The organism is Streptomyces sp. NPDC048288, from assembly GCF_043201555.1.
Taxonomy (GTDB): Bacteria; Actinomycetota; Actinomycetes; order Streptomycetales; family Streptomycetaceae; genus Streptomyces.
This window is the reverse complement of sequence record NZ_JBICZD010000004.1, coordinates 131,927-157,290: the sequence shown is the minus strand read 5'-3', so window position 1 is coordinate 157,290 and position 25,364 is coordinate 131,927. Positions and strand designations below refer to the sequence as shown.

Annotated in this window: 19 protein-coding genes and 1 pseudogene; 10 read left to right on the top strand and 10 right to left on the bottom strand. The window is 71.6% G+C overall.

Going from position 1 to position 25,364, the window contains the following annotated elements:
* The first annotated feature begins 71 nt into the window (after positions 1 to 71).
* The 5 genes from ACGFZS_RS16175 (at position 72) to ACGFZS_RS16155 (ending at position 5,146) form a co-directional block, all read left to right on the top strand.
* Positions 72 to 833 carry a DeoR/GlpR family DNA-binding transcription regulator gene (locus tag ACGFZS_RS16175; protein ID WP_393795582.1) on the top strand — a complete coding sequence of 254 codons (762 nt, stop codon included), beginning with the start codon at positions 72 to 74 and terminating at the stop codon, positions 831 to 833.
* A gap of 87 nt (positions 834 to 920) precedes the next feature.
* Positions 921 to 2,276, top strand: a complete 1,356-nt coding sequence (locus ACGFZS_RS16170) for an ABC transporter substrate-binding protein (RefSeq protein WP_393795581.1) — start codon at positions 921 to 923, stop codon at positions 2,274 to 2,276.
* A 79-nt stretch (positions 2,277 to 2,355) separates the two neighbouring features.
* Positions 2,356 to 3,315: a carbohydrate ABC transporter permease gene (locus ACGFZS_RS16165; protein WP_393795580.1), complete on the top strand. Its 960-nt coding sequence runs from the start codon at positions 2,356 to 2,358 to the stop codon at positions 3,313 to 3,315.
* Positions 3,312 to 4,160 (top strand): carbohydrate ABC transporter permease, encoded by an 849-nt coding sequence (locus ACGFZS_RS16160; RefSeq protein WP_359212300.1) that lies wholly within the window; start codon positions 3,312 to 3,314, stop codon positions 4,158 to 4,160. The genes ACGFZS_RS16165 and ACGFZS_RS16160 overlap by 4 nt, the downstream gene beginning before the upstream one ends.
* Entirely contained in the window at positions 4,157 to 5,146 is a 990-nt protein-coding gene (locus tag ACGFZS_RS16155; protein WP_393795579.1) for a zinc-dependent alcohol dehydrogenase family protein, read from the top strand. Before ACGFZS_RS16160 ends, ACGFZS_RS16155 begins: the two co-directional genes overlap by 4 nt.
* Positions 5,147 to 5,176: 30 nt before the next feature.
* Here the strand turns inward: ACGFZS_RS16155 and ACGFZS_RS16150 are convergent, their stop codons facing one another.
* From ACGFZS_RS16150 to ACGFZS_RS16130, 5 genes are all read right to left on the bottom strand, one after another.
* Positions 5,177 to 6,364, bottom strand: a complete 1,188-nt coding sequence (locus ACGFZS_RS16150) for a substrate-binding domain-containing protein (RefSeq protein WP_393795578.1) — start codon at positions 6,362 to 6,364, stop codon at positions 5,177 to 5,179.
* Entirely contained in the window at positions 6,361 to 7,392 is a 1,032-nt protein-coding gene (locus tag ACGFZS_RS16145; RefSeq protein WP_393795577.1) for an ABC transporter permease, read from the bottom strand. Before ACGFZS_RS16145 ends, ACGFZS_RS16150 begins: the two co-directional genes overlap by 4 nt.
* On the bottom strand, positions 7,389 to 8,927 hold the full coding sequence (locus tag ACGFZS_RS16140; protein WP_393795576.1) for a sugar ABC transporter ATP-binding protein: 1,539 nt from the start codon (positions 8,925 to 8,927) through the stop codon (positions 7,389 to 7,391). The genes ACGFZS_RS16145 and ACGFZS_RS16140 overlap by 4 nt, the downstream gene beginning before the upstream one ends.
* A 47-nt stretch (positions 8,928 to 8,974) precedes the next feature.
* Complete coding sequence (locus ACGFZS_RS16135; RefSeq protein WP_393795575.1) at positions 8,975 to 12,295, bottom strand: SpoIIE family protein phosphatase; 3,321 nt, start codon at positions 12,293 to 12,295, stop codon at positions 8,975 to 8,977.
* 191 nt (positions 12,296 to 12,486) lie between these two features.
* Positions 12,487 to 13,419, bottom strand: a complete 933-nt coding sequence (locus ACGFZS_RS16130; protein ID WP_393795574.1) for a cyclase family protein — start codon at positions 13,417 to 13,419, stop codon at positions 12,487 to 12,489.
* A 306-nt stretch (positions 13,420 to 13,725) separates the two neighbouring features.
* Here ACGFZS_RS16130 and ACGFZS_RS16125 point away from each other — a divergent pair, with 306 nt between their 5' ends.
* Positions 13,726 to 15,669: a Tat pathway signal sequence domain protein gene (locus ACGFZS_RS16125; protein WP_393795573.1), complete on the top strand. Its 1,944-nt coding sequence runs from the start codon at positions 13,726 to 13,728 to the stop codon at positions 15,667 to 15,669.
* A 27-nt stretch (positions 15,670 to 15,696) separates the two neighbouring features.
* Here ACGFZS_RS16125 and ACGFZS_RS16120 read toward each other — a convergent pair whose 3' ends face one another.
* Positions 15,697 to 16,179 (bottom strand): hypothetical protein, encoded by a 483-nt coding sequence (locus ACGFZS_RS16120; protein WP_393795572.1) that lies wholly within the window; start codon positions 16,177 to 16,179, stop codon positions 15,697 to 15,699.
* Between the two features lie 107 nt (positions 16,180 to 16,286).
* The gene (locus ACGFZS_RS16115; protein ID WP_393795571.1) at positions 16,287 to 16,880 is read right to left on the bottom strand and encodes a TetR family transcriptional regulator; all 594 of its coding nucleotides are present in this window, start codon (positions 16,878 to 16,880) and stop codon (positions 16,287 to 16,289) included.
* Positions 16,881 to 16,996: 116 nt separating this feature from the next.
* Between ACGFZS_RS16115 and ACGFZS_RS16110 the strand changes: the two genes are divergently transcribed.
* Positions 16,997 to 17,725: an NADPH-dependent F420 reductase gene (locus tag ACGFZS_RS16110; protein WP_393795570.1), complete on the top strand. Its 729-nt coding sequence runs from the start codon at positions 16,997 to 16,999 to the stop codon at positions 17,723 to 17,725.
* On the opposite strand, the gene ACGFZS_RS16105 is transcribed toward ACGFZS_RS16110, so the two are convergent.
* Positions 17,712 to 18,293 carry a TetR/AcrR family transcriptional regulator gene (locus ACGFZS_RS16105; protein WP_393795569.1) on the bottom strand — a complete coding sequence of 194 codons (582 nt, stop codon included), beginning with the start codon at positions 18,291 to 18,293 and terminating at the stop codon, positions 17,712 to 17,714. The genes ACGFZS_RS16110 and ACGFZS_RS16105 overlap by 14 nt on opposite strands.
* Before the next feature lie 126 nt (positions 18,294 to 18,419).
* Between ACGFZS_RS16105 and ACGFZS_RS16100 the strand changes: the two genes are divergently transcribed.
* Both ACGFZS_RS16100 and ACGFZS_RS16095 read left to right on the top strand, forming a co-directional pair.
* Positions 18,420 to 19,184 (top strand): SDR family NAD(P)-dependent oxidoreductase, encoded by a 765-nt coding sequence (locus ACGFZS_RS16100; protein WP_393795568.1) that lies wholly within the window; start codon positions 18,420 to 18,422, stop codon positions 19,182 to 19,184.
* A 140-nt stretch (positions 19,185 to 19,324) separates the two neighbouring features.
* Positions 19,325 to 21,627: pseudogene (locus tag ACGFZS_RS16095) on the top strand (SpoIIE family protein phosphatase).
* A gap of 65 nt (positions 21,628 to 21,692) precedes the next feature.
* On the opposite strand, the gene ACGFZS_RS16090 reads toward ACGFZS_RS16095, so the two are convergent.
* Both ACGFZS_RS16090 and ACGFZS_RS16085 read right to left on the bottom strand, forming a co-directional pair.
* Positions 21,693 to 22,217, bottom strand: coding sequence for a hypothetical protein (locus ACGFZS_RS16090; RefSeq protein WP_393795567.1), 525 nt, complete (start codon positions 22,215 to 22,217; stop codon positions 21,693 to 21,695).
* Between the two features lie 69 nt (positions 22,218 to 22,286).
* Positions 22,287 to 23,690: a glycoside hydrolase family 43 protein gene (locus tag ACGFZS_RS16085; RefSeq protein ID WP_393795566.1), complete on the bottom strand. Its 1,404-nt coding sequence runs from the start codon at positions 23,688 to 23,690 to the stop codon at positions 22,287 to 22,289.
* Positions 23,691 to 23,919: 229 nt separating this feature from the next.
* Between ACGFZS_RS16085 and ACGFZS_RS16080 the strand changes: the two genes are divergently transcribed.
* Positions 23,920 to 25,344 (top strand): amidase, encoded by a 1,425-nt coding sequence (locus ACGFZS_RS16080; protein ID WP_393795565.1) that lies wholly within the window; start codon positions 23,920 to 23,922, stop codon positions 25,342 to 25,344.
* The last annotated feature ends 20 nt before the right edge of the window (positions 25,345 to 25,364 follow it).

The following is a 25,364-nucleotide window of genomic DNA, read 5'->3' as shown; positions in this document are numbered from 1 at the left end:
GGGCGGGCCGGACTCCGGGTGCCGAGCCGGCGCGGGCGTCCTGCGCGGAGCCGGGGAACGGAGGTGTCGACGTGGACGCCGAGGAACGAAGACGCGGGATCCTGGCGACGGCGCGCCGTTCGGGTTCCGTCGACGTCGGGAAGCTCGCCGCCGATCTCGGGGTCTCCAAGGAGACCGTGCGGCGCGATCTGAACCTCCTGGAGAACCACGGGCTGGTCCGCCGCACCCACGGCGGCGCGCACCCCGTGGAGAGCGCGGGCTTCGAGACCACGCTCGCCTTCCGCACCACCGAGCACATCCCCGAGAAGTCCCGGATCGCGGCCGCCGCGGCCGCGCTGGTCGGGGACGCCGAGACCGTCTACATCGACGAGGGCTACACCCCGCAGCTCATCGCGGCCGCCCTCCCCCGCGACCGGCCGCTGACCGTGGTCACCTCCTCGCTGGCCACGGCGGGTGACCTGGCCTCGGCCGAGAACATCACCGTGCTGCTGCTCGGCGGCCGGGTGCGGGGCGGGACGCTGGCCACGGTCGACCACTGGGCGCGGCGCATGCTGTCCGACTTCGTCATCGACCTGGCGTACGTCGGCGCCAACGGCATCTCCCGCCAGTGGGGACTCACCACCCCCGATCCCGGGGTCGGCGAGGTGAAGGCCGAGGTCATGCGGATCGCCAAGCGCCGGGTGTTCTCCGGCGTCCACACCAAGTTCGGCGCCGTGAGCTTCTGCCGGTTCGCGAACGTCACGGACTTCGAGGCCATCGTCACCGACACCGGGCTGCACTCCTCCGAGGCCCGCCGCTACGCCCTGCTGGGTCCCCAGGTCATCCAGGCCTGAGCCGCACTTCCCCTTCCTCCCTTTCCGTCCCCGTAAGGCCGGGGCCCTGGTTCCGCACGCCCTCGAACACTCTCGTTGGAGTCAGTCATGCGCACACGAAGAATGGTCCACGTCCTGCTCACGGCCACCGCCGCGGGCTCGCTGCTGGTCGCCTGCAGCGGAGCGGGCGGCACCTCCGCCTCCGGGGGCGGCGGCAAGAGCATCAACGTGCTGATGGTCGGCAACCCGCAGATGGAGGACATCCAGAAGCTGACCAAGTCCACGTTCACCAAGGACACCGGCATCAAGGTCAACTTCACGATCCTCCCCGAGAACGAACTGCGCGACAAGGTCACCCAGGACGTCGCCACCCAGGCCGGCCAGTACGACGTCGCCACCATCGGCGCCTACGAGGTACCGATCTGGCAGAAGAACGGCTGGCTGCACGAGCTCAGCTCCTACGCCGACCAGGACACCGCGTTCGACACGGCCGACCTGCTCAAGCCGATGGTCACCGCGCTGTCCGGCTCGGACGGCAAGCTCTACGCCCTGCCGTTCTACGGGGAGTCGTCCTTCCTCATGTACAACAAGGACGTCATGAAGGCGAAGGGCGTCACGGTGCCCGAGCACCCGACCTGGCAGCAGATCGCCGACATCGCGGCCAAGGTCGATCACGCGGAGCCCGGGATGCGGGGTATCTGTCTGCGCGGCCTGGCCGGCTGGGGCGAGCTGGGGGCAACGCTGACGACCGTGGTCAACACCTTCGGCGGCACCTGGTTCACCAAGGACTGGCAGGCCCAGGTGAACAGCCCGGCCTTCAAGAAGGCGACCGACTTCTACGTCGACCTGGTCAGGAAGCACGGCGAGGCGGGTGCCGCGCAGTCCGGCTTCACCGAGTGCCTGAACGCCATGAGCCAGAAGAAGGTCGCGATGTGGTACGACGCGACCAGCGCGGCCGGGTCGCTGGAGGACCCCGCCACCAGCAAGATCGCCGGTCATGTCGGGTACGCCTACGCGCCGACCGCCGAGACCAGGAGCAGTGGCTGGCTGTGGAGTTGGGCGTGGGCCATGCCCAAGACCACCAAGAACGCCGACGCGGCCTCGAAGTTCATGCTGTGGGCGTCCAGCAAGAAGTACGAGAACCTGGTCGGCGAGAAGCTCGGCTGGTCGCGGGTCCCGGCCGGAAAGCGGGCCAGCACCTATGCGATCCCCGCGTACCAGAAGGCCGCCGGGTCGTTCGGTGACATCACCCTGAAGTCGATCGAGCAGGCCGACCCGGCCGACCCCGGCACCCAGCCGAGGCCGACCGTGGGCGTCCAGTACGTGGCCATCCCCGAGTTCCAGGACCTGGGCACCAAGGTCACCCAGGAGATCTCCGCCGCCATCGCCGGCAAGGCAAGCGTGGAAAAGGCGCTCGACGACGGCCAGCAGCAGGCCGAGGACGTCGCCAAGAACTACCGGTGACCGTCACCGCCCGGCCGGCCCCGACGGCCGGCCGGGCGCCCCTCCCCCACCCCGGCTGTCACCGGCAGAGGAACTCTCCATGACCACGCTCACCGCTCCACCCCGCACGGCACCACAGCCGAACCGCGCCCGCACATCCAGCGGCTCCGGCAAGTGGAAGCGCCGCCTCCCGCTGCTCCCGGCGCTCGTCTTCACCATCGTCGTCACGCAGTTGCCCTTCGTGGCCACCATCGTGATCTCCACGCTCCGGTGGAACATCCTCAAGCCCGGCGAACGGCACTTCGTCGGCCTGTCCAACTTCACGTTCGTCTTCACCGACGAACGGCTGCGCACCGCGGTGCTCAACACCGTCGTGCTCACCGCGTCGGTGGTGCTGATCAGCGTGGTCCTCGGCCTCGGTCTGGCGCTGCTCCTGGACCGCCGGTTCGCCGGCCGGGGACTGGCCCGGACGATGCTGATCGCGCCGTTCCTGGTGATGCCGGTCGCGGCGGCGCTGCTGTGGAAGCACGCCATCTACAACCCCGACTACGGCCTGCTCAACGGCACCCTCAACGCCGTCTACCGGCTGTTCGGCGCCGCCAACGGCCCGACGGTCGACTGGGTCTCGTCGTATCCGATGCCCGCCGTCGTCGCGTCGTTGGTGTGGCAGTGGACGCCGTTCATGATGCTGATCCTGCTGGCCGGTCTGCAGGCGCAGCCCGGTGACGTCCTGGAGGCGGCCCGGGTGGACGGGGCGTCGGCGTCGGCCACCTTCCGCCACATCACCCTGCCGCATCTGCGCCAGTACATCGAGCTGGGCGTCCTGCTCGGCACGATCTACGTCGTGCAGACCTTCGACGCGGTCTACACGATCACCCAGGGCGGCCCCGGCTCGCAGACGACGAACCTGCCCTACGAGATCTACCTGACCATGTTCCGCAAGTACGAGTACGGCCAGGCGGCCGCCGCCGGAGTGGTCGTGGTGCTCGGCTCGATCGTGATCGCGACGTTCGCGCTGCGCACCATCGCGTCGCTGTTCCGCGAGGAGGTGTCCCGATGACAGGTCTCGCGACGACCCGGGAGGACCAGGGGGCCGCGGCACGGCTGTCGCCGCTGTGGACCTTCGTCGCCTGGCTCGCCACGCTGGCGTTCTTCGCGCCGGTGGCGTGGATGGTGCTCACCTCCTTCCACCAGGAGGCGGACGCGGCGACCAACCCGCCGACGCCCTTCGCGCCGCTCACCTTCGACCAGTACCGGCTGCTGTTCAGCCGGGACATCACCCCGTTCCTGCTCAACTCGGCGATGGCCAGCGTCATTTCGACCCTGCTGGTGCTGGCCCTCGCGGTGCCGACGGCCTACGCGCTGTCCATCAAGCCGGTCCGGAAGTGGACCGACGTGATGTTCTTCTTCCTGTCGACGAAGTTCCTGCCGGCCATCGCGGCCCTGCTGCCGGTGTACCTGATCGTCAAGGACGCCGGGATGCTGGACAACGTGTGGACGCTGATCGTCCTCTACACCGCGATGAACCTGCCGATCGCGGTGTGGATGATGCGCTCGTTCCTCGCCGAGGTGCCCAGGGAGATCCTGGAGGCCGCCGAGGTCGACGGCGCCGGCCTGCTGACCGTGCTGGGGCGGATCGTCGCCCCGGTCGCGGCGCCCGGGCTGGCCGCCACCTCGCTGATCTGCTTCATCTTCAGCTGGAACGAGTTCATGTTCGCCGTGAACCTCACCGCGACCAACGCGTCGACGGCGCCGGTCTTCCTGGTCGGCTTCATCACCAGCGAGGGCCTCTTCCTCGCCCGGCTCTGCGCCGCCGCCACCCTGGTCTCCCTCCCGGTCCTGATCGCCGGTTTCGCCGCCCAGGACAAACTGGTCCGCGGCCTGTCCCTAGGAGCAGTCAAGTGAGAGCCGCCGTCGTCGAAGCCCCCGGCCGGGTCACCGTCACCACGGTGCCCGATCCCACCCCCGGGCCGCGCCAGGTCGTGGTCGAGGTGGCGGCCTGCGGACTGTGCGGGACCGATCTGCACATCCTGCGGGGCGAGTTCGCCCCGACCCTGCCGGTCGTGCCGGGTCACGAGTTCGCCGGGCGGGTCGTGGAACGCGGCCGCGAGGTCACCGAACTCGCGATCGGCGACCGGGTCGCCGTGGACCCCTCGCTGTACTGCAACGAGTGCCGTTACTGCCGGGCCGGACGCAACAACCTCTGCGACCGCTGGCAGGCGATCGGGGTGACCGTGGCGGGCGGCGCCGCCGAGTACGCCGTGGCCCCCGTCGCCAACTGCGTACGGCTGCCGGACCACGTGGACGTCCAGGACGCGGCCCTCATCGAGCCGCTGTCCTGCGCCGTGCGCGGCTACGACGTGCTGAGCGGCAGGCTCGGCTCCCATGTGCTGATCTACGGCAGCGGCACCATGGGCCTGATGATGCTGGAGCTGGCCAAGCGCACCGGCGCCGCCTCGGTCGACGTCGTCGACATCAACCCGGAACGGCTCGCCACGGCCGCGGAGTTGGGCTCCTCGCGGACGGCTCCCTCGGCCGACGAGCTGGACCGGCCGGCCGGCTGGGACGTGGTGGTCGACGCCACCGGCAACGCGGCGGCGATCCAGGACGGCCTGGAGCGGGTGGCCAAGGCCGGCACCTTCCTCCAGTTCGGCGTCGCCGACTACGCGACCCGGGTGACCATCGACCCGTACCGCATCTACAACCAGGAGATCACCATCACCGGCTCCATGGCCGTCCTGCACAGCTACGAACGCGCGGCGGAACTCTTCGCCAACGGGGTCCTCGATCCCCGGGTCTTCATCAGCCACCGGCTGCCGCTCGCGGAGTACCCGCAGGCGCTGGAGCGGTTCGCCGCAGGTCAGGGCCGCAAGATCGTCGTACTGCCCTGACCGTCCGGCCGGCTCCTGCGTGACGGTCCGTCATCTGCCCCAGATCTTCCGGTACGCCTCGCGGTAGCCCGTCGGGTCCCAGGAGGTGGCGCCGTCGGTGTTGTCGGCGGTCGACACATGCACCGGCGCCGCGTATCCGCTGGCCGGGTCGTCGGCGAAGGCGCGGTTGAACTCGTCGACGATCTGCCAGCCCTGCTGGGTGAGGGGCTCGGGGACGGTGGCGGACTGGTACTGGCCGCTGTTGACCCGCTGGAAGGCGGACGGGTCGCCGTCCCCCGCGCCGATGTTGTACGGCGGTCCCGCACCCGGTGCGCCGGCCGCGCGGAAGGCGGGGGCGGCGTCGGCGAAGTACAGGTCGTTGATGGCGACGGAGTGGGTCCACCGGTCGCCGAACCGAGACAGCAGGGAGGCGACCTCGCGCGGGGTACGGCTGCTCGCGTCCGGGATCGGGATGTTCTCGTACGCGAGGACGCGTACCCCCGGGCAGGTGGCGAGTTCCTTCCTGATCAGGTCGGACTTGGTGCGGGCGAACGGGATCGACGCGTCGGTGAAGACCACCGCCCCGGCCCGGCCGCGCGAGTGCCCGATGATCCACCGGGCGCTGATCCGGGCCACGTCCTGGACGCGCGTGGTGACGTTGCTGAACAGCGGGGGCCGTCGGCTGGGGCCCGGCGCGGCGACCGCGTGCCAGCCGACCAGCGGGATGTGCCCGGCGCCGGCCCGGGACACCTGCTGCGAGGTGGAGTTGGGGTCGAAGCCGCCGATGACGATCCCCGAGGGCTTGAGCGCGACCGCCTGGCCCATCGCCGCCTGGATCCCGGCCGGGGTGCCCCCGCCGTCGATCACCCGGACGTTCCAGCCGACGACCCGCGCCGCCTCCTTCACCCCTTGCGCGACGCCCGCGACACCCGGGTTGGTCATCGTCTGCGCCACGTACACCAGGGACTTCCCCGGCACCGCACGCGGCCCGGTGGTCGGCCCCCGCCACGGCGCATCGGTCCGCTCCGCCCGCGCGACGGCCGCACGAGCGGTGTCGTAGACGGCGGGGCAACCGCTCGGACCGGTCGCCGACTCCCCCGGCCCGCCCGACGGCGAGCCACGTTCACAGCCGGCCAGCACCACCGCCGTGACCAGCAGAACGGCAGCACGGCGGACGAACCGGCCCGGCCGGACAGCGGGCCCTGCGAGGCGCCGGACGCTCCACGGGCGGAGGGTCATTCGGCGCCCCCCTCCGCCGGTCTCGGTGGCTCGGGCGGGAGGCCGGTGTCGGTGCGGAGGCGGCGCCGGGAGGCGTAGCCGGCGAGGCCGACGGCGATCAGCAGGGTGCCGCCGTAGAAGAGGGGGACGGTCCAGAAGTCGGCGCCCAGTTGGCCGATGCCGGTGAGGCCCACGGCGAGGACGGCGACCGCGACGACCGTGCCGAGGACGTTGGGGCGGCCGGGCCTGATCGCCGTCGAGCCGAGGAGGGCGGCGGCGAAGGCGGGCAGCAGGTAGTCGAGGCCGACGCTGGGGTTGCCGAGCTGCTGCTGGGCGGCGAGCAGCACCCCGGCCAGGCCGACGATCAGCCCCGACGCGGTGAACGCGTACACCGTGCAGCTGCGGGTGCGGATGCCGACCAGCTCGGCCGCGCGCGGGTTGGAGCCGACGACGTACAGATACCGGCCGAGCGGCAGCCGCTCCAGCACCAGCCAGAGGACGGCGGCCAGCGCGAGGACGTAGAAGGCGGGGACCGGCAGGCCGAGGAACCGGGAGTCGTAGAGGTCGGTGAAGGCGGGCGGCAGGCCCTGCGGTCCGGGCACGATCCGGCCGCCGCCGGTGACCCAGCCGGTGATCGCGTACATCATGCTGCCGGTGCCGAGGGTGGCGATGAAGGAGTCGATCCGCCCGAACTCCACGACGATCCCGTTGAGGACTCCGGCGAGGCCGCCGCCGACGACCACGGCGGCACAGGCGAGCGGCCAGGGCCAGCCCTCCTCGACGATCAGCTTCATCACCATGACGTGGGCGAGCCCGAGGCCGTAGCCGAGGGAGAGGTCGAAGGCGCCGGTGACGACGGGGACGGTGGCGGCGAGCGCGAGCAGGGCCGGGATGGACTGGGTGGACAGGATCGAGTCGGCGGTGTCGAGGGTGGGGAAGGTCCGGGGCAGCGCGAGCGAGAAGACCAGGACGAGGAGGAGGGTGAGGACCGGCAGGCCGTAGGAGCCGATCAGATGGCCGCCCGGGCGGGGCGTACGGCGGCCGGTCATGGCCGGCCGCCGGTTCCGGGCGGGGGCACGGCCGAGGCCGCCCGGGTGAGTTCCGCGGCCGTGAGGGCGGCGCCGCTCAGCTCGGCCGTCACCGATCCGCGGACGAGCACGACGGCCCGCCGGCACACCTCCGCGACCTCCTCGAAGTCGGTGGAGACGAGCAGCACCGCGAGGCCTCCGGCGAGCGCCTCGTCGAGCAGCCGGTGGATGGCGCCCCGGGCGCCGATGTCGACGCTCGCGGTGGGCTCCTCCAGGATCAGCAGGCGGGGGCCCGCGCGCAGCCGGCGGCCGATCATGACCTTCTGCTGGTTGCCGCCGGAGAGCGTGGCGACGGGCGCCTCGGTGTCGCGCGGGCGCACGGCGAGCCGGTCGACGAGCCAGGCGGCCTCGGCCCGTTCCCGGCGCGGGCGGATCGGGCGCAGGGCCGGGACACCGTCGGCGCGCGGGTTGGCGAGGAGGTTCTCGCGCACGGTGAGCCGGGGGAGGCAGCCCTCCCGCAGCCGGTCGCCGGGGACCAGGCCGACCCCGTGGGCGACGGCGTCGGCGACCGTGCGGGGGCGGTAAGGCCGGCCGTCGAGCGTGGCGGTGCCGCCGAGAACGGGCAGGGCGCCGGCGAGGGCCCGGCCCAGCTCGACGTGCCCGGCCCCGGAGAGGCCGACCAGGCCGAGGGCCTCACCGGCGCTCAGCGTCAGGCTCACCGGCCCCGTGCCGCTGGTGCGCAGGCCGTCGAGGGCGAGGACGGCCGGTCCCTCGGCGGGGGCCGGGGCGGCGGGGCGGCGGGCGGGGGGCTGCGTGCCGACGATGTCGTGGACGAGGCGGGCGGGGCTGTACCCGGCGAGGGGGCCCCGGCTGACCAGCCGTCCGTCGCGCAGGACGGCGAAGGTGTCGGCGACCTGGTGGACCTCGTCGATGCGGTGGCTGACGTAGAGGATCGCGTGGCCGCGCTCGCGCAGGTCGTGCAGGACGTGGAAGAGCCGGGCGCAGTCGGCGGCCGGGAGGCGGGCGGTGGGCTCGTCGAGCACGATGAGCCGCGCGTCGACCGCGAGGGCCCGGGCGATGGCGACCAGGGAGCGTTCGGCGGGCGCGAGCCGGGCGACCGGCGCGTCGGGGTCGAGGTGCGCGGCGACGGTCCCGAGCGCGGCGGCGCAGCGCTCCCGGGTGCGGCGCCAGGAGATCAGGCCGGCCCGGCGGCTGTAGCCGGTGCTCAGGGCGATGTTCTCGGCGACCGTCATCCAGTCCACGAGTCCCAGGTCCTGGTGGATGAAGGACATCGCGCGGGTCGCGGCAGGACTGCCAAGCGGCTGTCCGACGACGGTGATCCGTCCGGCGTCGGGGCGGTGGACACCGGCGAGCACCTTGATGAGCGTGGACTTCCCGGCGCCGTTGGGCCCGAGGAGGGCGAGGACGCTGCCGGCGGTGACATCGAGGTCGACACCGTCCAGTGCGACGGTCCCGCCGAACCGCTTGACCAGCCCGCGGATGCCGACCACGGGGTCCGCCGCGGAGGGGGAAGCCGCATCCTGGCCGTCACGCACGGTAAGAAATTACATCAATCCGTACGATATGGGGTGCCGAGACCGTCTCACGCGCCGTCGAGTCCGCATTCGGCCCAGATGACCTTGCCCTCGGCCAGATGCCGGGTGCCCCAGGCCCGGGAGAGCTGGGCGACCAGGAAAAGGCCGCGGCCGCCCTCGTCGGTACTGGCCGCCCGGCGCAGGTGCGGGGCGGTGTTGCTGGTGTCGGAGACCTCGCAGATCAGGGTGCGGTGGTGCAGCAGCCGTACCCGGACCGGGCCGGATCCGTGCCGGATGGCGTTGGTGACCAGCTCGCTCAGGATCAGCTCCATCGCGAACGCGGGCTCGTCCAGGCCCCATTCGGTGAGCTTGCCGAGGGCGGCGGCGCGGACCTCGCCGACCAGGGCCGGGTCGGCGGGCAGTTCCCAGGTGGCGATCCGGTCGGGGGCCAGGGCGTGGGTGCGGACCACGAGCAGGGCGATGTCGTCGCACGGGTGGTCGGGCGCCACGCCCTCCAGGATCGCCTGGCAGGTCTCCTCCGGCGTGCGCTCCGGGCGGTGGGCCAGCGCGACGCGCAGCCGTTCGAGTACGTCGTCCACGTCGCGGTGGCGGTCCTCGATGAGTCCGTCCGTGTAGAGGACCAGCCGGCTGTCCTCCGGCAGGTCGACCTCTACGGCGTCGAAGGGCAGCCCGCCGAGCCCGAGCGGAGGTCCGGCGGGCAGGTCCGGGTAGGAGACCACGCCGTCGGGGCGGACCAGCGCGGGCGGCGGATGGCCGGCCCGGGCCATGACGCAGCGCTGCGCGGTCGGGTCGTAGATGACGTACAGGCAGGTCGCTCCGATGATGCCGGAGCCCTCGCCGTCGGGGTCGTCGCGGTCCAGCCGGCCGACCAGGTCGTCCAGATGGCTGAGCACCTCGTCCGGCGGGAAGTCCAGCTCGGCGAAGCTGCGGGCGGCGGTGCGCAGCCGGCCCATGGTGGCCGCGGAGAGCATGCCGTGCCCCACGACATCGCCGACCAGCAGCCCGATCCGGGCGCCGGGGAGCGGGATGACGTCGTACCAGTCACCGCCGACGTCCGACTCCGCGGGCAGATAGCGGTGGGCGATCTCCACGGCGTCCTGGTCGGGCAGCCCGTGCGGCAGCAGCCGGCGCTGGAGGGCCAGGACCATCGAGCGTTCGTGGGTGTAGCGGCGGGCGTTGTCGATGGAGAGGGCGGCCCGGGTGGCCAGCTCCTGGGCCAGCGAACGGTCGTCGTCGCCGAAGGGGGCGGAGTCCAGCGCCCGGTAGAAGCTGGCGATGCCCAGGACGACGCCCCGGGCCACCAGCGGTACGGCGATCAGCGACTGCACATGCGCCAGCAGCCGCTCGGTGTGCTCGGGATCCTGGGCCAGCCAGCCCGCGGCGACCTGCAGGTCCGGCTCCAGCTCCGCCCGGCCGTTGGTCAGGCAGCGCAGCTGCGGGGTGGCGGGGCCGAAGTCGATCCGTTTGCCGACCGGGGTGAACGGCAGCCCGTCCCGGACCCCGTGCACCACCGTCCGGCGCAGGTCGCTCAGCGGGTCGTCGGCCTCCTCACCGCGCAGCACGGCGTCGGGCAGATCGACGGTCACGAAGTCGGCCAGCTTCGGCACGGCCGTCTGCGCCAGCTCCTCGGCGGTGCGCCGGACATCGAGCGTGGTCCCGATCCGCGCGCTGGCCTCGGACAGCAACTCCAGCCTGCGCCGCGCGGCAAGGGCGTACGCACCCACCCCCGGCTCACCGAAGAGAACCAGCCGACGGGGGGCACCGGGGCTCCCGACACCGACACCGACTTCGACATCGGCTCCGGCACCGGCACCGGCACCGGCACCGGCACCGACTTCGGCTCCAGCTTCGGCTCCCGTTGCGGCTTCAAAATCGGCTCCGGCTCCCGCTCCCGCTTCGGCACCGGCACCGGCTTCGACATCGGCTCCAGCACCAGCACCGACTTCGGCTCCGGCTCCGACTTCGACTTCGGCTTCGGCTCCAGCACCAGCACCAGCACCAGCACCGACTTCGGCTTCGGCTCCGGCTCCGGCTCCGGCTCCGGCTCCGGCTCCGGCTCCAGCACCGACTTCGACTTCGGCTCCAGCTCCGGCTGCCGCTGCGGCTTCAACATCGGCTCCCGCTTCGGCTCCCGCCTCGACATCGGTATGAGTTCCGGCACCGGTGCCGACGGGGGCTTCGGCGTTCCGCCCCGGTCCCGGTTGCGGCGGTGGGGTCGTGGCGTGCTGGGACCGGGGCTGGGGGGTGGACCGGGACTCGGACGTCCTCGTCGGTGGGGCGGCGGCAGCCGGTTCGCCGTCGGGGGCGGTGGGCGGCCGCGGGCCGCCGCAGCCCACGAGAAGGCCGGGGGCGGCGGAACGGTTCGGCGCCCCGGCGCCCGCCGCCTGGCCGGCCGGGGGCCCGAGCAGGCCCCCCGGCGCCGCGCGCCCCGGCGCCCCGAGCCACTCCCCCGCGGCGGGACCGAGCACCTCGCCCAGCCGCAGCCGATGCGGCGAGACGAGCACCGAGGACCCCGCTCCCTCTCCCGCTCCCGCTCCCGTTGCCGCACTCGCCTCCGCCCCCGGCAGCAGCATCTCGACCGCGAGGCCCTGCACACCGGAGGGACTGGTCACCAGGCGGCTGACGAGCGTGACCCGGCGGCCGTCGGACAGCGAGACGCCCACGGCGGCGTGCTGGGCGTGGGAGATGAGCTCGGCGGCCTTCTCCATGAGGATGGCCCGGTCGTCGGGACGCAGGTCCAGGGCCGGTTCGTCCAGGGAGAGTCCGCGGCCGAGGCCGGCGGCGGACTCGTACGCCCTGAGCAGGACGCGCTCGCGTGCGGAGCTCTGCCGCAGCAGCCGGCGTTCCACGGCCCGCGCGGCCCGGCGGATGATGTCGCCGAGGACCGGGGACTCGGCGCTGCGCTGGTAGCCGAAGCAGAGCACGCCCTCCATCCACCCGCTGAGCGGGTCCCGTACCGGCAGGGCGATGCAGGCGTTGCCCTGGGCGCGTTCCGCGAAGTGCTCGGCGCCGTAGACGCGGACCAGGCCGCGCTCGGCGAGGGCGAGCCCGATGCCGTTGGTGCCGGCGAACCGCTCGGCGAAGACGAAGCCGGGCTCCACCTGGATCGCGGGCAGGCTGCGGGGCATCGACGGGTCGCCGAAGCGGCGCAGCAGGACGATGCCGCTCGCGTCCGCGAGGGAGATGTTGATCTGGCTGCCCGCGAACCGGACCTGCAGCCGGTCGAGCACCGGGGCCGCCGCCCGCACGATCCGCCCGCCGGGGTCGAAGTCGTCGCGGAAGGGCAGGTCGGTCCGGTCCGGCGAGAGACCCAGGGACCGGCAGCGCAGCCAGGAGTCCTTGATCGGCGCCCGCACGCCGCTCTCCACCGGCTCACCCTGCAGGAACCGCTCGCGGAAACGAGCGGGCCCCGTGTCACCCTCCCGATGCCACACAGGCACCAGTTGCCTGCCGGACCGCATCACGCCCTGCCTCACTCATGGTCGAATCATCATTATTTCGTAAAGAAACCGATATAAAAGAGAATACGGACATTGACCGCGAGAGTCATGGCCGGCCGTCACAGCACGGCCACCGGATTGACCGGCGATCCCGTCCCGCCCGGGATGTCGAGGGGCGCCACGACCAGCATGAACGTGTACCGGCCCGCCTCGGCGGTCGCGGCGGACAGCGCCTCCAGGTCGAGGTTGTCCAGCAGCGGCACGCCCATCGCGGCGACGGCCAGTGCGTGCACCGGCGAGTGCACCCCGGGCACGGGCGAGGGCCGCACGTCGCTGTCGCCGTCGCCGCCGAGCAGCGCGATACCGCGCTCGGCCAGCAGCGGCAGGGCGTCCACATGGAAGCCCGCGCTGGACGCCCCCGAGTCCCAGGCACCGAGTTCCCGGCGGCGCCGGGCGTGCCCGGAGCGCAGCAGCACGGCGTCGCCCTCGCCGATGGTCACGCCGAGCGCCTGTTCGGCGGCGAGCACGTCCGCCGCGCGTACCGCCCGCCCCGGCTCCAGCCAGTCGACGCCGAGGACGGCGGGGATGTCGAGCAGCACGCCCGTCGTGACCAGCGGCCCGAGCGCCGACACCGTGCCGAATCGGGCACCCCCGGCATCGATGTGGTCGCGCGCGCGACGGCCGTCGTACAGCTCCCCGCGGTAGGCGACGTGGCTGAGCGCGTCGAGGTGGGAGACGCCCTTGCCGTGGTAGTCGGCGGCGAGGAAGTCCTTGTGGGTGGCCGGTTCCGGGCTCTCCACGTCACCGAGGTCGGTCATGTGGTGCAGGGCGGGCCTGGGGTTGTCCGGTCCGGGCCGGGTGTTCCAGGGCAGGGCCGTCGGTACGACCGTCCCGGACCGCACCAGGGCGGCGGCCCGGCGCGCGTGCCCGGCGGTCACCCGGTTGAAGGCCCCGCGGTCGGCCGGCCGCCAGCGCCCCCAGGTACGCAACGACGCGAACAGCGCGTCGAACTCCTGCCGGGAGACGGCCGGGCCGGACAGGTCAGAGGCCATCCGCTTCCGTCCCTCCGACGATCGGAACCCGGCGATCGGAACCCGGCGATCGGAACCCGGCGATCGGAACCCGGCGATCGCAACCCCGGGCCGCCCCGGCTCCCCAGGCTGACATCCGCGGGTGGGCCCGGCCACTCGGGCGGGGCCGGGCACGCCCCCGGCCGAGTGGGGGCGGGCCGCGCCCGACCCTCCGTGCAGGGACATGACAGCGACCCGATCCTCGTTGGTCACCCTCCGGCCGCCTGGAGCGAACCCCGTCTCCCTAGCGTCGGGCGCGTGTGCACTCCGGACCAGTGAAGGGCTGCTATGTGTACTCCTGGTGACACCCCGCCCCGAGACGACCTCACGCACAGCCGACGCGGATTCCTGCGCAGCGCGGGCCTGGCCGGCGCGGGAGTCGTGGCCGGCACGACCCTGCTTCCCGAGACCCCGGCCGTGGCCGCGGCGGCCGTCCCCGGCGACCGGACCGGGACCTGGAGACCGGACCCGGACGCCCTCCGGTTCACGCTCGCGGTCATGCCCGACACCCAGTTCCTGTACTGGGGCAGTCAGGACAGCGTGAACCGCGCGCCCCAGGAAGCGTCGTTCCGCTACATCGTCGACAACAGCGCGAACCCCGACCTCAACATCGTGTTCATGGCGCATCTCGGCGACCTGACCCAGGACGCCGACCCCCTCTCCTTCCAGCAGGTCGACAAGGCGTTCGCGGTGCTGGACGCGCACGGTGCCGCGTACAGCGTGCTGGCCGGCAACCACGACGTGTCCGGCGACGACAGCCGCGGCGACACCCCCTACCTGCGGACCCTGGGCCCGCAGCGGTTCCGGCACGCGAAGACGTTCGCGGGCGCGGACCCGTCCGGCTACAACACCGCGCACGTCTTCCAGGCGGCCGGCCGCTCGTGGCTGCTGCTGGCGCTGGACTGGCGCACCAGCGACCAGGGCTTCTCCTGGGCCCGTGACGTCATCGGGGCCCACCCGAGGATGCCGGTGATCCTCACCACCCACGACCTCGTGTACTCCACCTACGATGACAACGTTTTCCCGTACGAGTCCGGCGACCCGGAGAACAACGCCCTGCTCTCCGACCACGGCCGGACGGTCTGGGACGAGCTGATCGACGACCACGACCAGATCTTCCTCACCCTCAACGGCCACTACTGGCCGGCCGGGCGCACCACGTTGAAGAACGCCCACGGCAACGACGTGCACCTGCACATCGCCAACTACCAGAACCGCTACTTCGGCGGTGGCGGCATGATCCGGCTCTACCACTTCGACCTGGCCCGGAACACCATCGACGTGGAGACGATCAACCCGTGGATCCTGGCCCAGGATCCGGAGTCCCGCAACGAACTGGCCGCGCAGCACGCCCGGATCACCGGTCCCGTGGACGACTTCTCGATCGCGATCGACTTCGACGAGCGGTTCTCGAGCTTCGCCCCGGTCCCGGTGCGGCCCGCCCGTCCGGCGAGCAGGGAACTGGTCGAGGGCACGGTGGCGTACTGGCGGTTCGACGGCCTGGGGACACCGGGCGCCGCGCTCACCGAGGGCGAGTCGGTTCCCGACCTGTCGGGCCGGGGCAACCACCTGACGGTGGCGACCGTGCCGGGCACCGCGGCCGACGCGCTGACCTGGTCCGCCGAGCACCATCCCGACCAACCGGGCCACGCCAGCCTCAAGTTCACCGGCGGCCGGAACCCGCTGCACGGCACGTACCTGACCACCGCGGCGAACGCCCCGCTGAACGACGAGACGTTCGCGTCCGGCTACACGATCGAGACGTTCGTCATGATGCCACTGGACTGGGACGCCGGCCGCAACGGCTGGGCGGCGGTGCTGAGTCGCCGCGGCTCCGCCGGCGCGGCCGGCAAGCACGGCAGGAACACCGACCCGGGCGAGCCCGTGCTGCAGCTGTCCATCTCGAACAACGGCCGCGAGCCCCAGTTCAACCACTACCCGCTCAACACCACCTATCCGACGACCAACTGGGGCCACGGGCTGGTCGAGCTCAGGTGGTGGCACCTCGCGGTGGTCAACGACGGCCGGCGCACCAGGCTGTACGTGGAGAGCGCCCCGGTGGTGGACAGCCCGAACCGGCTCTCCGTCGGCCTCACCTCGCTGGGCCTGCCGTGGCTGGTGGGCGGTCACGAGTACGCGGGCGCGGTCGACATCGTCTTCCACGGCAACGTCGGCGACATCCGCATCGTCGACCGCCCGCTGCCCGCACGGGACTTCCTGACGGCCAGGTGACCGCGTGACGGCGCGCCGCAGTTGCCGTCATTGCACCTTGATGTTGAATTCGCCCTTGCCCCCGGGGTCGCCCGACAGGGCGCGCAGGTAGACGCTCGTCGTGACGTCGCTGACCGGCTCCGCGGAGACCCGGACGATGTTGCCGCTGGAGGCGTGTGTCCACTGGTAGTACGGACCCTTGTCGACGAATTTCCAGCGGCAGCTGCTGGATCCCCACGCCTGCGGGTATCCGCCGCTGCTGATGTCCAGCCAGTAGTCCTTGTACTCCCCGTCGGTCATCTTCAATCGGCAGGAGAACCCGCCGCTGAACGACTCGACATCGGAGAAGAGGAACTTCTGGTTACCGAGATCGGCATTGACGGCCAGCATGTACGACAGATACGAGCTGTAGGCCCTCTCCACACCTCTGCCCGCGTTCGTGGAGTAGAGGTACTTGAAGGTCAGTTTCTCGCTGGGGCCGACCGATCGCCCGAAGTAGATGAAACCGACATCGCCGTTTCCGGGTGCCACGGTAGGACCGTCCGATCTCCCCAAAGGGTGGATATCAGGATGAACGTGGCGATGGTATGCCAAGGTGACGGCGGAACCCGGGATTGAGCAGAAGGCCGACGCGCGGATCAGCGGGGGGCGAGTGCGGCGAAGGCCTCGTCGAGCAGGGCGACGAGGTCCAGCCGGCCGTCGGAGTCGCTCCAGTGGTCGACGGCGACGTTGAGGCAGTCCAGGGCGGCGGAGGCGCGGACCCAGTGGCCGACGGTGGGAGGCAGGGTCGAGCCTTCGCGTTCGGCGAGCGCCCGGGCCAGGGCCGGCCGCCAGCCGTGCTGCTTCTCCAGCTGCCGTGCGCACAGTGCGGGGGTGTCGCGGACCAGGCGGGCCATGGCCAGGGAGGCGTTCGGGTCCTGATGGTAGGGCTCGATGGCCGTCCCGAGAGCGCGGCGCAGCGCGGTCCAGTCGTCCTCGTCGGCGGGGCGGGCGCTCAGGGCGCTCGCGACCCGTTCGCCGTGGGTGTCGAAGGCGCTGAGGACGGCGTCCTCCTTGGTGCCGAAATAGCGCAGGAACGTGCTGCGGGAAACCCCGGCGGCCTTGGCGAGGTCGTCGATGGTGACCTTGTCGAAGCCGTCGCGGCGGAAGAGCTCGAAGGCCACGAGGCCGAGTTCGGTTCGGACGGCGGCCCGCGCGATGTCCCTGATGTTCGTCCGTGCTGCTGCCTCCACCGCGCAATCGTACCTCCCTGAGCGGACTTCGCTTGCAGATATGAATCCCCGTAGCTAGCCTGACACTCAGTTTCAGTAGAGATCTCGGATTCCAGAACAGATGGGGTGTACGGGCGATGACGCGAACCCTCGGGCTCATCGGCAGCGGGATGATCGGCGGCGGGCTGGCCGGCCTGGGAGTGGCCGCCGGATGGGACGTCGTACTGAGCAACTCCCGCGGCCCGGAGAGCCTCGCGGACCTCGTGGCCCGCCTCGGCGGGCACGCCCGGGCGGCCACCGTGCGGGAGACCGCCGAGGACGCCGAGCTGGTCGTGGCGACCATCCCGTTGAAGAACTACGGTCTGCTTCCGGCCGACGCGCTGGCCGGCAGGATCGTGATCGACACCATGAACTACTACCCCGATCGCGACGGCCGGATCGACGCCCTGGACCTTGCCGAGGCGACCTCCTCCGAGCTGGTCCAACGGCACCTGGCCGGTGCGCGGGTGGTGAAGGCGTTCAACAACATCGACTTCCGGCGGCTGTCCACCAGTGCCCGCCCCGCCGGCGCCCCGGACCGCAGCGCGCTGCCGATCGCCGGTGACGATCCGGAAGCCAAGGAGGCGGTGACCCGGCTGCTGGACGTGCTCGGCTACGACGCCGTCGACACCGGCAGCCTCGCCGACAGCTGGCGCAGCGAGCCGGGCACGCCGGTCTACGTCCAGCCGTACCTGGCCGAGCGACCCGAGGGACTGGGCGCGGAGGAGACGAAGCGCTGGTTCTGGGAGACGCCGGGAGTGCCGGTGCCGGTGGCCCGGGTGCGGGACCTGGTGGGGCAGGCCGTACGGCGGTCTACCTCGGAGTGATCAGCTGTTGCACGGCCGAGCCGTAGAGTCGCACGAGACGGGTTCGCCCGTCCCCCGTGGACGACTCGGGTTCGATGGCGTCCCAGGCCTGCACCAGACCCATCAGCTGCGCGGAGACGAGCCAGGCGCGAGTCATCGCGTCGGCCCCTTCGAGGCGCGCACCGAGTTCCTCGACCATGAGCCTCGACATCGCCGCGACGAGCTCCTGCCGGAGGACGGCGTGGTCGGCCGCGCGCAGGAGGACCGTGAACGTGCGGCGCATCTCCGCGTGCTCGGGAGCGAGGAGGTAGGCGACGAGACGCTCGCCCATGGTGTCGAGCGGACCGTCGAGCTGCGGCCTGAAGTAGGTGTCGAAGCCGATCACCCTTGCGAACAGCTCCGCCTTCGAGTGGAAGTGCCGGATCACGATCGACGGGTCGACACCGGCGGCCGAAGCGATGTCCCGGATCGACGCACCCGAGAAGCCGTGTTCGTGGAAAAGACGTTGCGCCTGTTCCGCTATCGCGCGCTGGGTGGGAGTCGCCGGAGCCCGGTCGAACTTCGAAACCGCCGAGGAAACTTCTGACACAACTGGAGCCAACACCGTTGACACACCCTCTGTCAACAGTGTTGGCTCCAGCTGTCAACACTGTTGACACAGAGACCTCGGATCGAGTCGCAGCAAGAACAACAAGGTTTTCGAGAGGAACGACCCATGAGTGGACGTCTTGACGGCCGTGTCGCCATCGTCACCGGTGCCGCCGGTGGCATAGGAGGAGGCGCCGCGCGTCGCTTCGCCGACGAGGGTGCCCTGCTCGCCCTGTCCGACCTCAACGGCCCCGCGGTGGAGGCGGTGGCCCAGGAGATCCGGGACAAGGGCGGCCGCGCGATCGCGGTGCGGTGCGACATCGCCGTGCCGGAGCAGATCGAGGCCGTTGTCGACGCGACGATCCAGGAATACGGCACCGTGGACATCCTCGCGAACATCGCGCAGGGCGGCCTCGACGAGCACCACCTGCTTGAGGAGGCCACTGCGGCGGAGGGCCTGACCGCGTACCGGACCGGTCCGCTGCAGAGCATGCTCTTCATGCAGAAGTGCCTGCCGTACATGAAGGAGCGGCGCTACGGCCGTGTGATCAACACGGCGTCCGGCGCGGCGGTCAGCCCCCGGCCCGGATTCGCGACCTACGCGATGGCCAAGGGCGCCGTCATGGCCCTCACGCGCGTCGCGTCGCAGGAGTGGGGCCAGTACGGAATCACCACCAACACCTTCCTCCCGGTCGGCCGCAGCGACGCCTTCAACCTCACCGAACAGGGACGCGCGGCAGCCGCGCAGATCGAGGCGCACAGCCCCATGCGCCGGTTCGGGACGCCCTACGACGACGTCGCCCCGCTGCTGGTCTTCCTGGCCAGCGAGGAGGCCGGTTACATCAACGGCCAGGCGATCGGCGCGGACGGCGGGATCACCTTCATCGCCTGACGCACCCGTCACCGGGGGCCAGAGAACACGGCGCCGTCTCGGATGAAACCTCACTGGTCACGTAGCAGAATGGGTCCATGGCCCAGCGGAGAGCCCGGTCGGCGGCAGGGGCTTGCCGCACACGCTGGAGGCGAGGCCGTATGGAGCAGGGGCACGCTCCCGATACCTGGGTCCGGGGGAACTCCACGGACCATGCCGAGGAGGCCGACGCGGCCACCGCGGCCGTGGGTGACCACGGCGTCGTGACGAGCTGGAGCGCGGGGGCTCGGACGCTCCTGGGTTACGAGCCCGAGGACATCGTGGGCAGGCCGGCCGAGGTTCTGCTGGACGCCACGATCAGCTCGGAAGATCTCCAGGAGATACGCGCGCTGCCCAGGTGGGCGGGACACCTCACGCTGCGCCACCGCGACGGGCGCAGCGTGGTCGCGTACGTCCTCGCCCACCGCCGCACAGCGGCACCGACGCCTCCGGAGTGGTTCTTCGTCGCGGCGCACCCGACCGGCGAAGTGAACGAGGACGACGACGCGCTGGCACTGTGGGGCTTCGAACAGTCCCCCTGCTGTTCCTTGTCCGTCTACGACACACACCTGCGCATGCGCAGGTCCAACACCTACTCCACGGACGCCGTGGGTCTCCCCGAGGCGGGGATCCGCGGTCTGCGGATCTCCAGGATCCTCGCGAACCCGATGCGCGCAAGCGTCTGCAGTTGCTCGACGACGCCAACAACCGCATGGGGCGCAGCCTGGACGTAACGCTCACCGCCGAGGAGCTGACGAACATCGCCGTACCGCGATTCGCCGACTTCGCCGCCGTGGACCTGTTCCCGGACCCGGGCCCCGCCCCTCTGGGCGCTCCGGAGGATCTTCGCGCGATGACCGCGCCGTCCCGGGTCCGGCTGCGTCGGACGGCCCATCGCTCCGTACTGTCCGGCACTCCGGAAGCCGTGGTCGCGGTCGGCGAGGTGGATCGTCACAGCGCCACGTCGGCGACGGCGGAGTGCCTGGCCACCGGCCTGCCCGTGCTGCGCTGCGCGTACGACGAGTGCTTCTCCGGCTGGCTGACGGAGGACGCGCAACGCGAGGAGGTGGTACGGACCTTCGGCGTCCACTCCGTGCTGGTCGTACCGTTGCAGGCCAGGGGCACCACGCTCGGTGTCGCCCTCTACGTCCGACACCAGCGTCCCGAGCCCTTCGGGCAGGAGGACGTGCTGCTGGCCCAGGAGATCACGACCAGGGCCGCGCTCTACATCGACAACGCCTTCCGGTACACCCACGAGCGGGGAACCGCGGCGGCGTTGCAGCGGACGCTGCTGCCCCAGGGGCTGCCCCGGCACGCCGCGGTGCTGGCCGCCTCCCGTTACCTCCCGGCAGGAGTGCGGGGCGAGGTGGGCGGTGACTGGTTCGACGTGATCCCCCTGTCCAGTGCGCGCGTGGCCCTGGTCGTCGGGGATGTCGTCGGACACGGCATCCAGGCCGCCGCCACCATGGGCCGGCTGCGGACCGCCGTCCGCACCCTCGCGGATGTCGACCTTCCACCGGACGAACTGCTCACCCATCTCGACGACCTGGTGATCCGTCTGTCCGCGGACACCGACGGCACCTCGCCACCCGACCCGATGTCGGCCACGGCGGGCGGCTTCGGCGCCTCCTGCCTGTACGCCGTCTACGATCCGGTCTCACGGGTGTGTGTCCTGGCGAACGCCGGACACCCACCGCCCGCGCTCGTGCCCCCGGGCGGCGCCGTCGACTTCCTCGACGTCCCCGCCGGTCCCCCGCTGGGGCTGGGCGGCCTGCCGTTCGAGGCCGTGGAGTTCCCTGTGCCGGAGGGCAGTGCGCTGGTGCTCTACACCGACGGCCTGATCGAGTCCCGTGAGCAGGACATCGACGCGGGCATGGCGCGGCTGCGTGCGGCGCTGCACAGGCCGACCACGTCTCCGGACGAACTGTGCGACGCGGCGCTGGACGTTCTGCCACCTCACCACAGTGACGACGTCGCGCTGCTGATCGCCGTCACCAGGGCCCTCGACTCCGGCCACGTCGCCAGCTGGGAGCTGCAGGCGCAGCCGTCGGTCGTGGCCCGGGCGCGCAGGCTCGTGACCACTCAACTGACCAGCTGGGGGCTTCAGGACCTCGCTTTCGAGGCCGAGCTGGTGATCAGCGAGCTGGTCACCAACGCCATCCGCTACGCCGACCCCCCGATCCAGCTCCGCCTGATCCACTCCGAACCTCCAAAGGCCCCTGCGGAGCCCCCGCTGCGCCGGCTCATCTGCGAGGTCTCGGACGGCAGCAGCACCGCTCCGCACCTGCGCCGGGCACGCACCTTCGACGAGGGCGGCCGGGGACTCCTGCTCGTCGCCCAGCTCACCCAGGCCTGGGGCACTCGCTACTCGGGCTCGGGCAAGACCATCTGGGCCGAACTGGCCATCGGCGACTCGGCCGGGTGAACGACCCTCACCGGCCCACGGCGCTCCCAGGCCCGACCCGATGCGCGACGACGCGAACGGCGAAGTCAGTCAGGGGTCGCGGTCCGCGGTGAGGAATAGAGGGACTGATCCTTGCCCAGAGGTTGTTCCTCGACCTTCCCGCGCCACAGGAGTACGCCGTGGCGCCGCTCCCAGAAGAACGCATACACGCCCTTGACGATTCGCTCCGGTACGAAGAAGACCGCCCACCCGATGGCCCAGGGACCCCAGAGCAGGCCGAAAACCAGGGACGGCACCGCGACGATGACCATGAAGACTCCATCGAAGCTGCGGAGGAGCGACTCACGTGGCGTGGGAAGTATCGCCTCGAGGTCGCTCAAAGGGGCTGCGCACTCGAAATCACCCTTCTCACCGCCCAGCCAGGACAACCGCGTGGTAACCGCCAGCAGGCCGAAGAACGCACTGGCCCCTGCCAAGCACAGCAAGGAAGCCACTTCGGCGCCTTCGACCTGCGGCAGGCCACGTGTGCCGAAAACCACGGGTGCGGCGACAGCCATGGCCACCCCCACCTCGAAGACGGCCGCCCATTGATAGTGAACGTAGCGCACCACGGCTTTCCCCCTCCGTACGCGCCCACCAGGGATGGACGCAGCACTCACTGTGCTCAGCGGTGCCCCAGGTCAGGCCCAGGCCGTCGCCGGGACGAACGAGCTGTCCTGGCGGAAGAGGTCCGTGCCGGGCGTGATGTCCACGCGGAGTTGGTAGTTGTAGTGGCGCAGGTAGTAGCCGGGGTAGTTGTAGGACTCGAAGCGGACGGCGCTGCTGGTGGAGCCGGTGCGGGCGATGAAGGTGGCGTCCTTGGCGAAGGTGGTGGTGCCGTCGTTGGTGTCGAAGCGGGCGCGGAAGTTGTAGTGGCGGAGGTAGTTGCCGGCGGAGTCGCGGAAGGAGTACGCGTTGGAGTCGGCGAGGCCGGCGACGACCGTGAAGGTGGCGGCCGTCTTGTCGGCGGAGGCGCTGGAGCTGGTCACCACGGGCAGGTTGAGGAGGGAGGACTGTTCCTCCCAGTAGCGCGTGGTGTAGTTGGCCGACTGGAAGGAACGGGTCGCGTTCTTCGTCACCGACGGGCCGCCCGACACCGTCTCCTTGATGACCGTGAAGTGGCGGGCCGTGCCGGAGAGCGTCGGCAGGGCCGTGGGGGTGCTCCAGGTGGCGAAGGTGTCGTAGCTGTCGCTGTAGTAGTAGGTGCCGTCGCCGTAGCCGTCGAAGAAGACGCGCCAGCCGCCGTTGTCGAGCTGGATGACGGACGGGCCCTCGCGGTAGCTGCCCCAGCCCGCCCAGTCGCCGGTCTCGGAGATCGTGTAGGGGCCCTTGAGGGCGGATGCCGTGCCGTACTCGATGTACTTCGCGGTCTCGTTCTTCGTGAAGGCGTGGTAGGTGGAGCCCACCTTCACGATGTACGTGTCGATGTGGTTCGAGCCGATGCCGGAGAGGGCGACCGGTGACGTCCAGGCCGTGAGGGCCGAGCCGGTGGCCGTCAGGAGGTACGGGGTGAAGATCCACTCGTCGTCGGTGGTGGAGCAGGACACGATGATGTTGACGCTGCCGTCGCTGTCCACGAACCACTCGGGCGCCCAGGCCCGGGACAGGTTGGTGATCGGGACCGTGTAGTCGTACAGGAACGTCCAGTTGACGCGGTCGGCGCTGCGGGCGAAGCCGATGGTGGTGCTCTCGTCCTCCCAGGTGTGGGTGGTGTAGGTGATGTAGTAGTAGCCGTCCGTGTGCTTGAAGACGCTCGCGTCGCGGATGCGGTTGCTGGGCGGGGTGTAGGCCGAGGACTGCAGGAGGCGGAAGTCCGTAGCGTCGTCGGACTGGTAGACGTTCACCGTGCCGTCGTCGCTGTCGAGGAACGGGACGATGGTGTAGCGGGTGGCGTAGCCGCTCGCGGGGGCGGCGGCCTCGGCCGTGCCGAGCAGTCCGGGCAGTTCGCCCAGGACCAGGGCGGTGGCCGGCAGCGCGGCCAGCGCGCGGAGCAGGGTGCGGCGGGACGGCGTGGGGCGGGACGGGGTGGGGGGACGTGTGGTCACGGCGGCTCTCCCGGGGGCTCGTGCAGACGCGGACACAGTGCGGCGCGTCCGGTATTTCGAACTGGGTTCGAGAAGTCGCGCAGAAAGTAAGAGGAGCGGCAGGTTCACGTCAATGCTTTGAGCGGGACTGGGGCACAGCTGGACGCCGGCTGTGCGAAACCTGTACTGCGGGGACCGGATCGACGTTACTCTCCGGTAAATGCCGTACCGCCGGAGGTGGGTTGCCCCTATGCCGTACGACCGTTCCGCAGGTCTCGCCGAGTCCGTACGCGCCCTGGCGGCGGGTGAGGTGACGTCACGTCAGCTGGTCGAGGCGTGCCTGGCGCGGATCGAGGCCACCCAGGGTTCCCTCAACGCCTTCCGGATCGTGCGCACTTCGGCCGCGCTCGCCGAAGCGGACGCCGCCGACCGGGAGTTGGCCGCCGGTGTGCGCCGTCCGCTGCTCGGGGTGCCGGTCGCGGTGAAGGACGACATGGACGTGGCCGGCGAGCCGACCGCCTTCGGCTGCCGGGGCGACTTCCCGCCGGTGGCCGAGGACGGGGAGGCCGTACGACGGCTGCGCGCGGCCGGAGCGGTGATCATCGGGAAGACCAACACCTGCGAGCTGGGGCAGTGGCCGTTCACGGAGGGGCCGGCCTTCGGCGACACCCGCAATCCGTGGCAGCTCCAGCACACCCCGGGCGGGTCCTCGGGCGGGTCGGCGGCCGCCGTCGCGGCGGGGCTCGTACCGGCGGCGCTCGGCTCGGACGGCGCCGGATCCGTGCGCATCCCGGCCTCCTGGACGCATCTCGTCGGCATCAAACCGCAGCGCGGCCGCATCTCCACCTGGCCGCGCGGCGAGTCCTTCCAGGGCATCACGGTCAACGGCACCCTGGCCCGGACGGTCGCCGACGCCGCGCTGCTGCTCGACGCGGCGAGCGGGAACCACCCCCAGGACCCGCATCAGCCGCCCCGGTTGACCCTCGCCGACGCGGTGGGCCGCGACCCCGGGCGGCTGCGCATCGCGCTCTCCCTGAAGCCGCCGTTCACCGCGCTGCCCGCCCGCCTGCAGCCGGACGTCCGCGCCCGGATTCTCGAACTCGCCGAGAAACTCGCCGCGTTGGGCCACACGGTGGAGGAGGCCGACCCGCCCTACGGCCAGATCGGGCTCTCCTTCATGCCGCGCGCCACCGTCGGGATCGCCGAGCGCGTCCGGGAGGCACCGCACCCCCGGCTCCTCGACAGGCGCACCCTGGAGGCGGCCCGCCTGGGCCGGCTGCTCGGCGGGGTCCCGCTGCGGGCCGCCCGGCGCGCGGAGGCCGGACTGCGACGCCGGATCGGCGGCTTCTTCGCGTCGTACGACGTGGTCCTCGCGCCGACCACCGCCGCTCCCCCGCCCCGGATCGGCGCGCTGCTGGGCCTCGGCCAGTTCGCCACCGACCGGGCGATGATCGCCGCCTGTCCCTACGCCTGGCCGTGGAACGTGCTGGGCTGGCCGGGGGTCAACGTGCCCGCCGGATTCGTCGGGGACGGGCTGCCGGTGGGTGCCCAGCTGCTCGGACCGGCGGACAGCGAGCCGCTGCTGGTCTCCGTCGCCGCCCAGCTGGAGGCCGCGCTGCGCTGGCACGAGCACTGGCCGCCGCGGGCCGTGCCCGTGGACTCCCCGGCCGCGTGAGGGCGGGCGGCTTTCCTGCC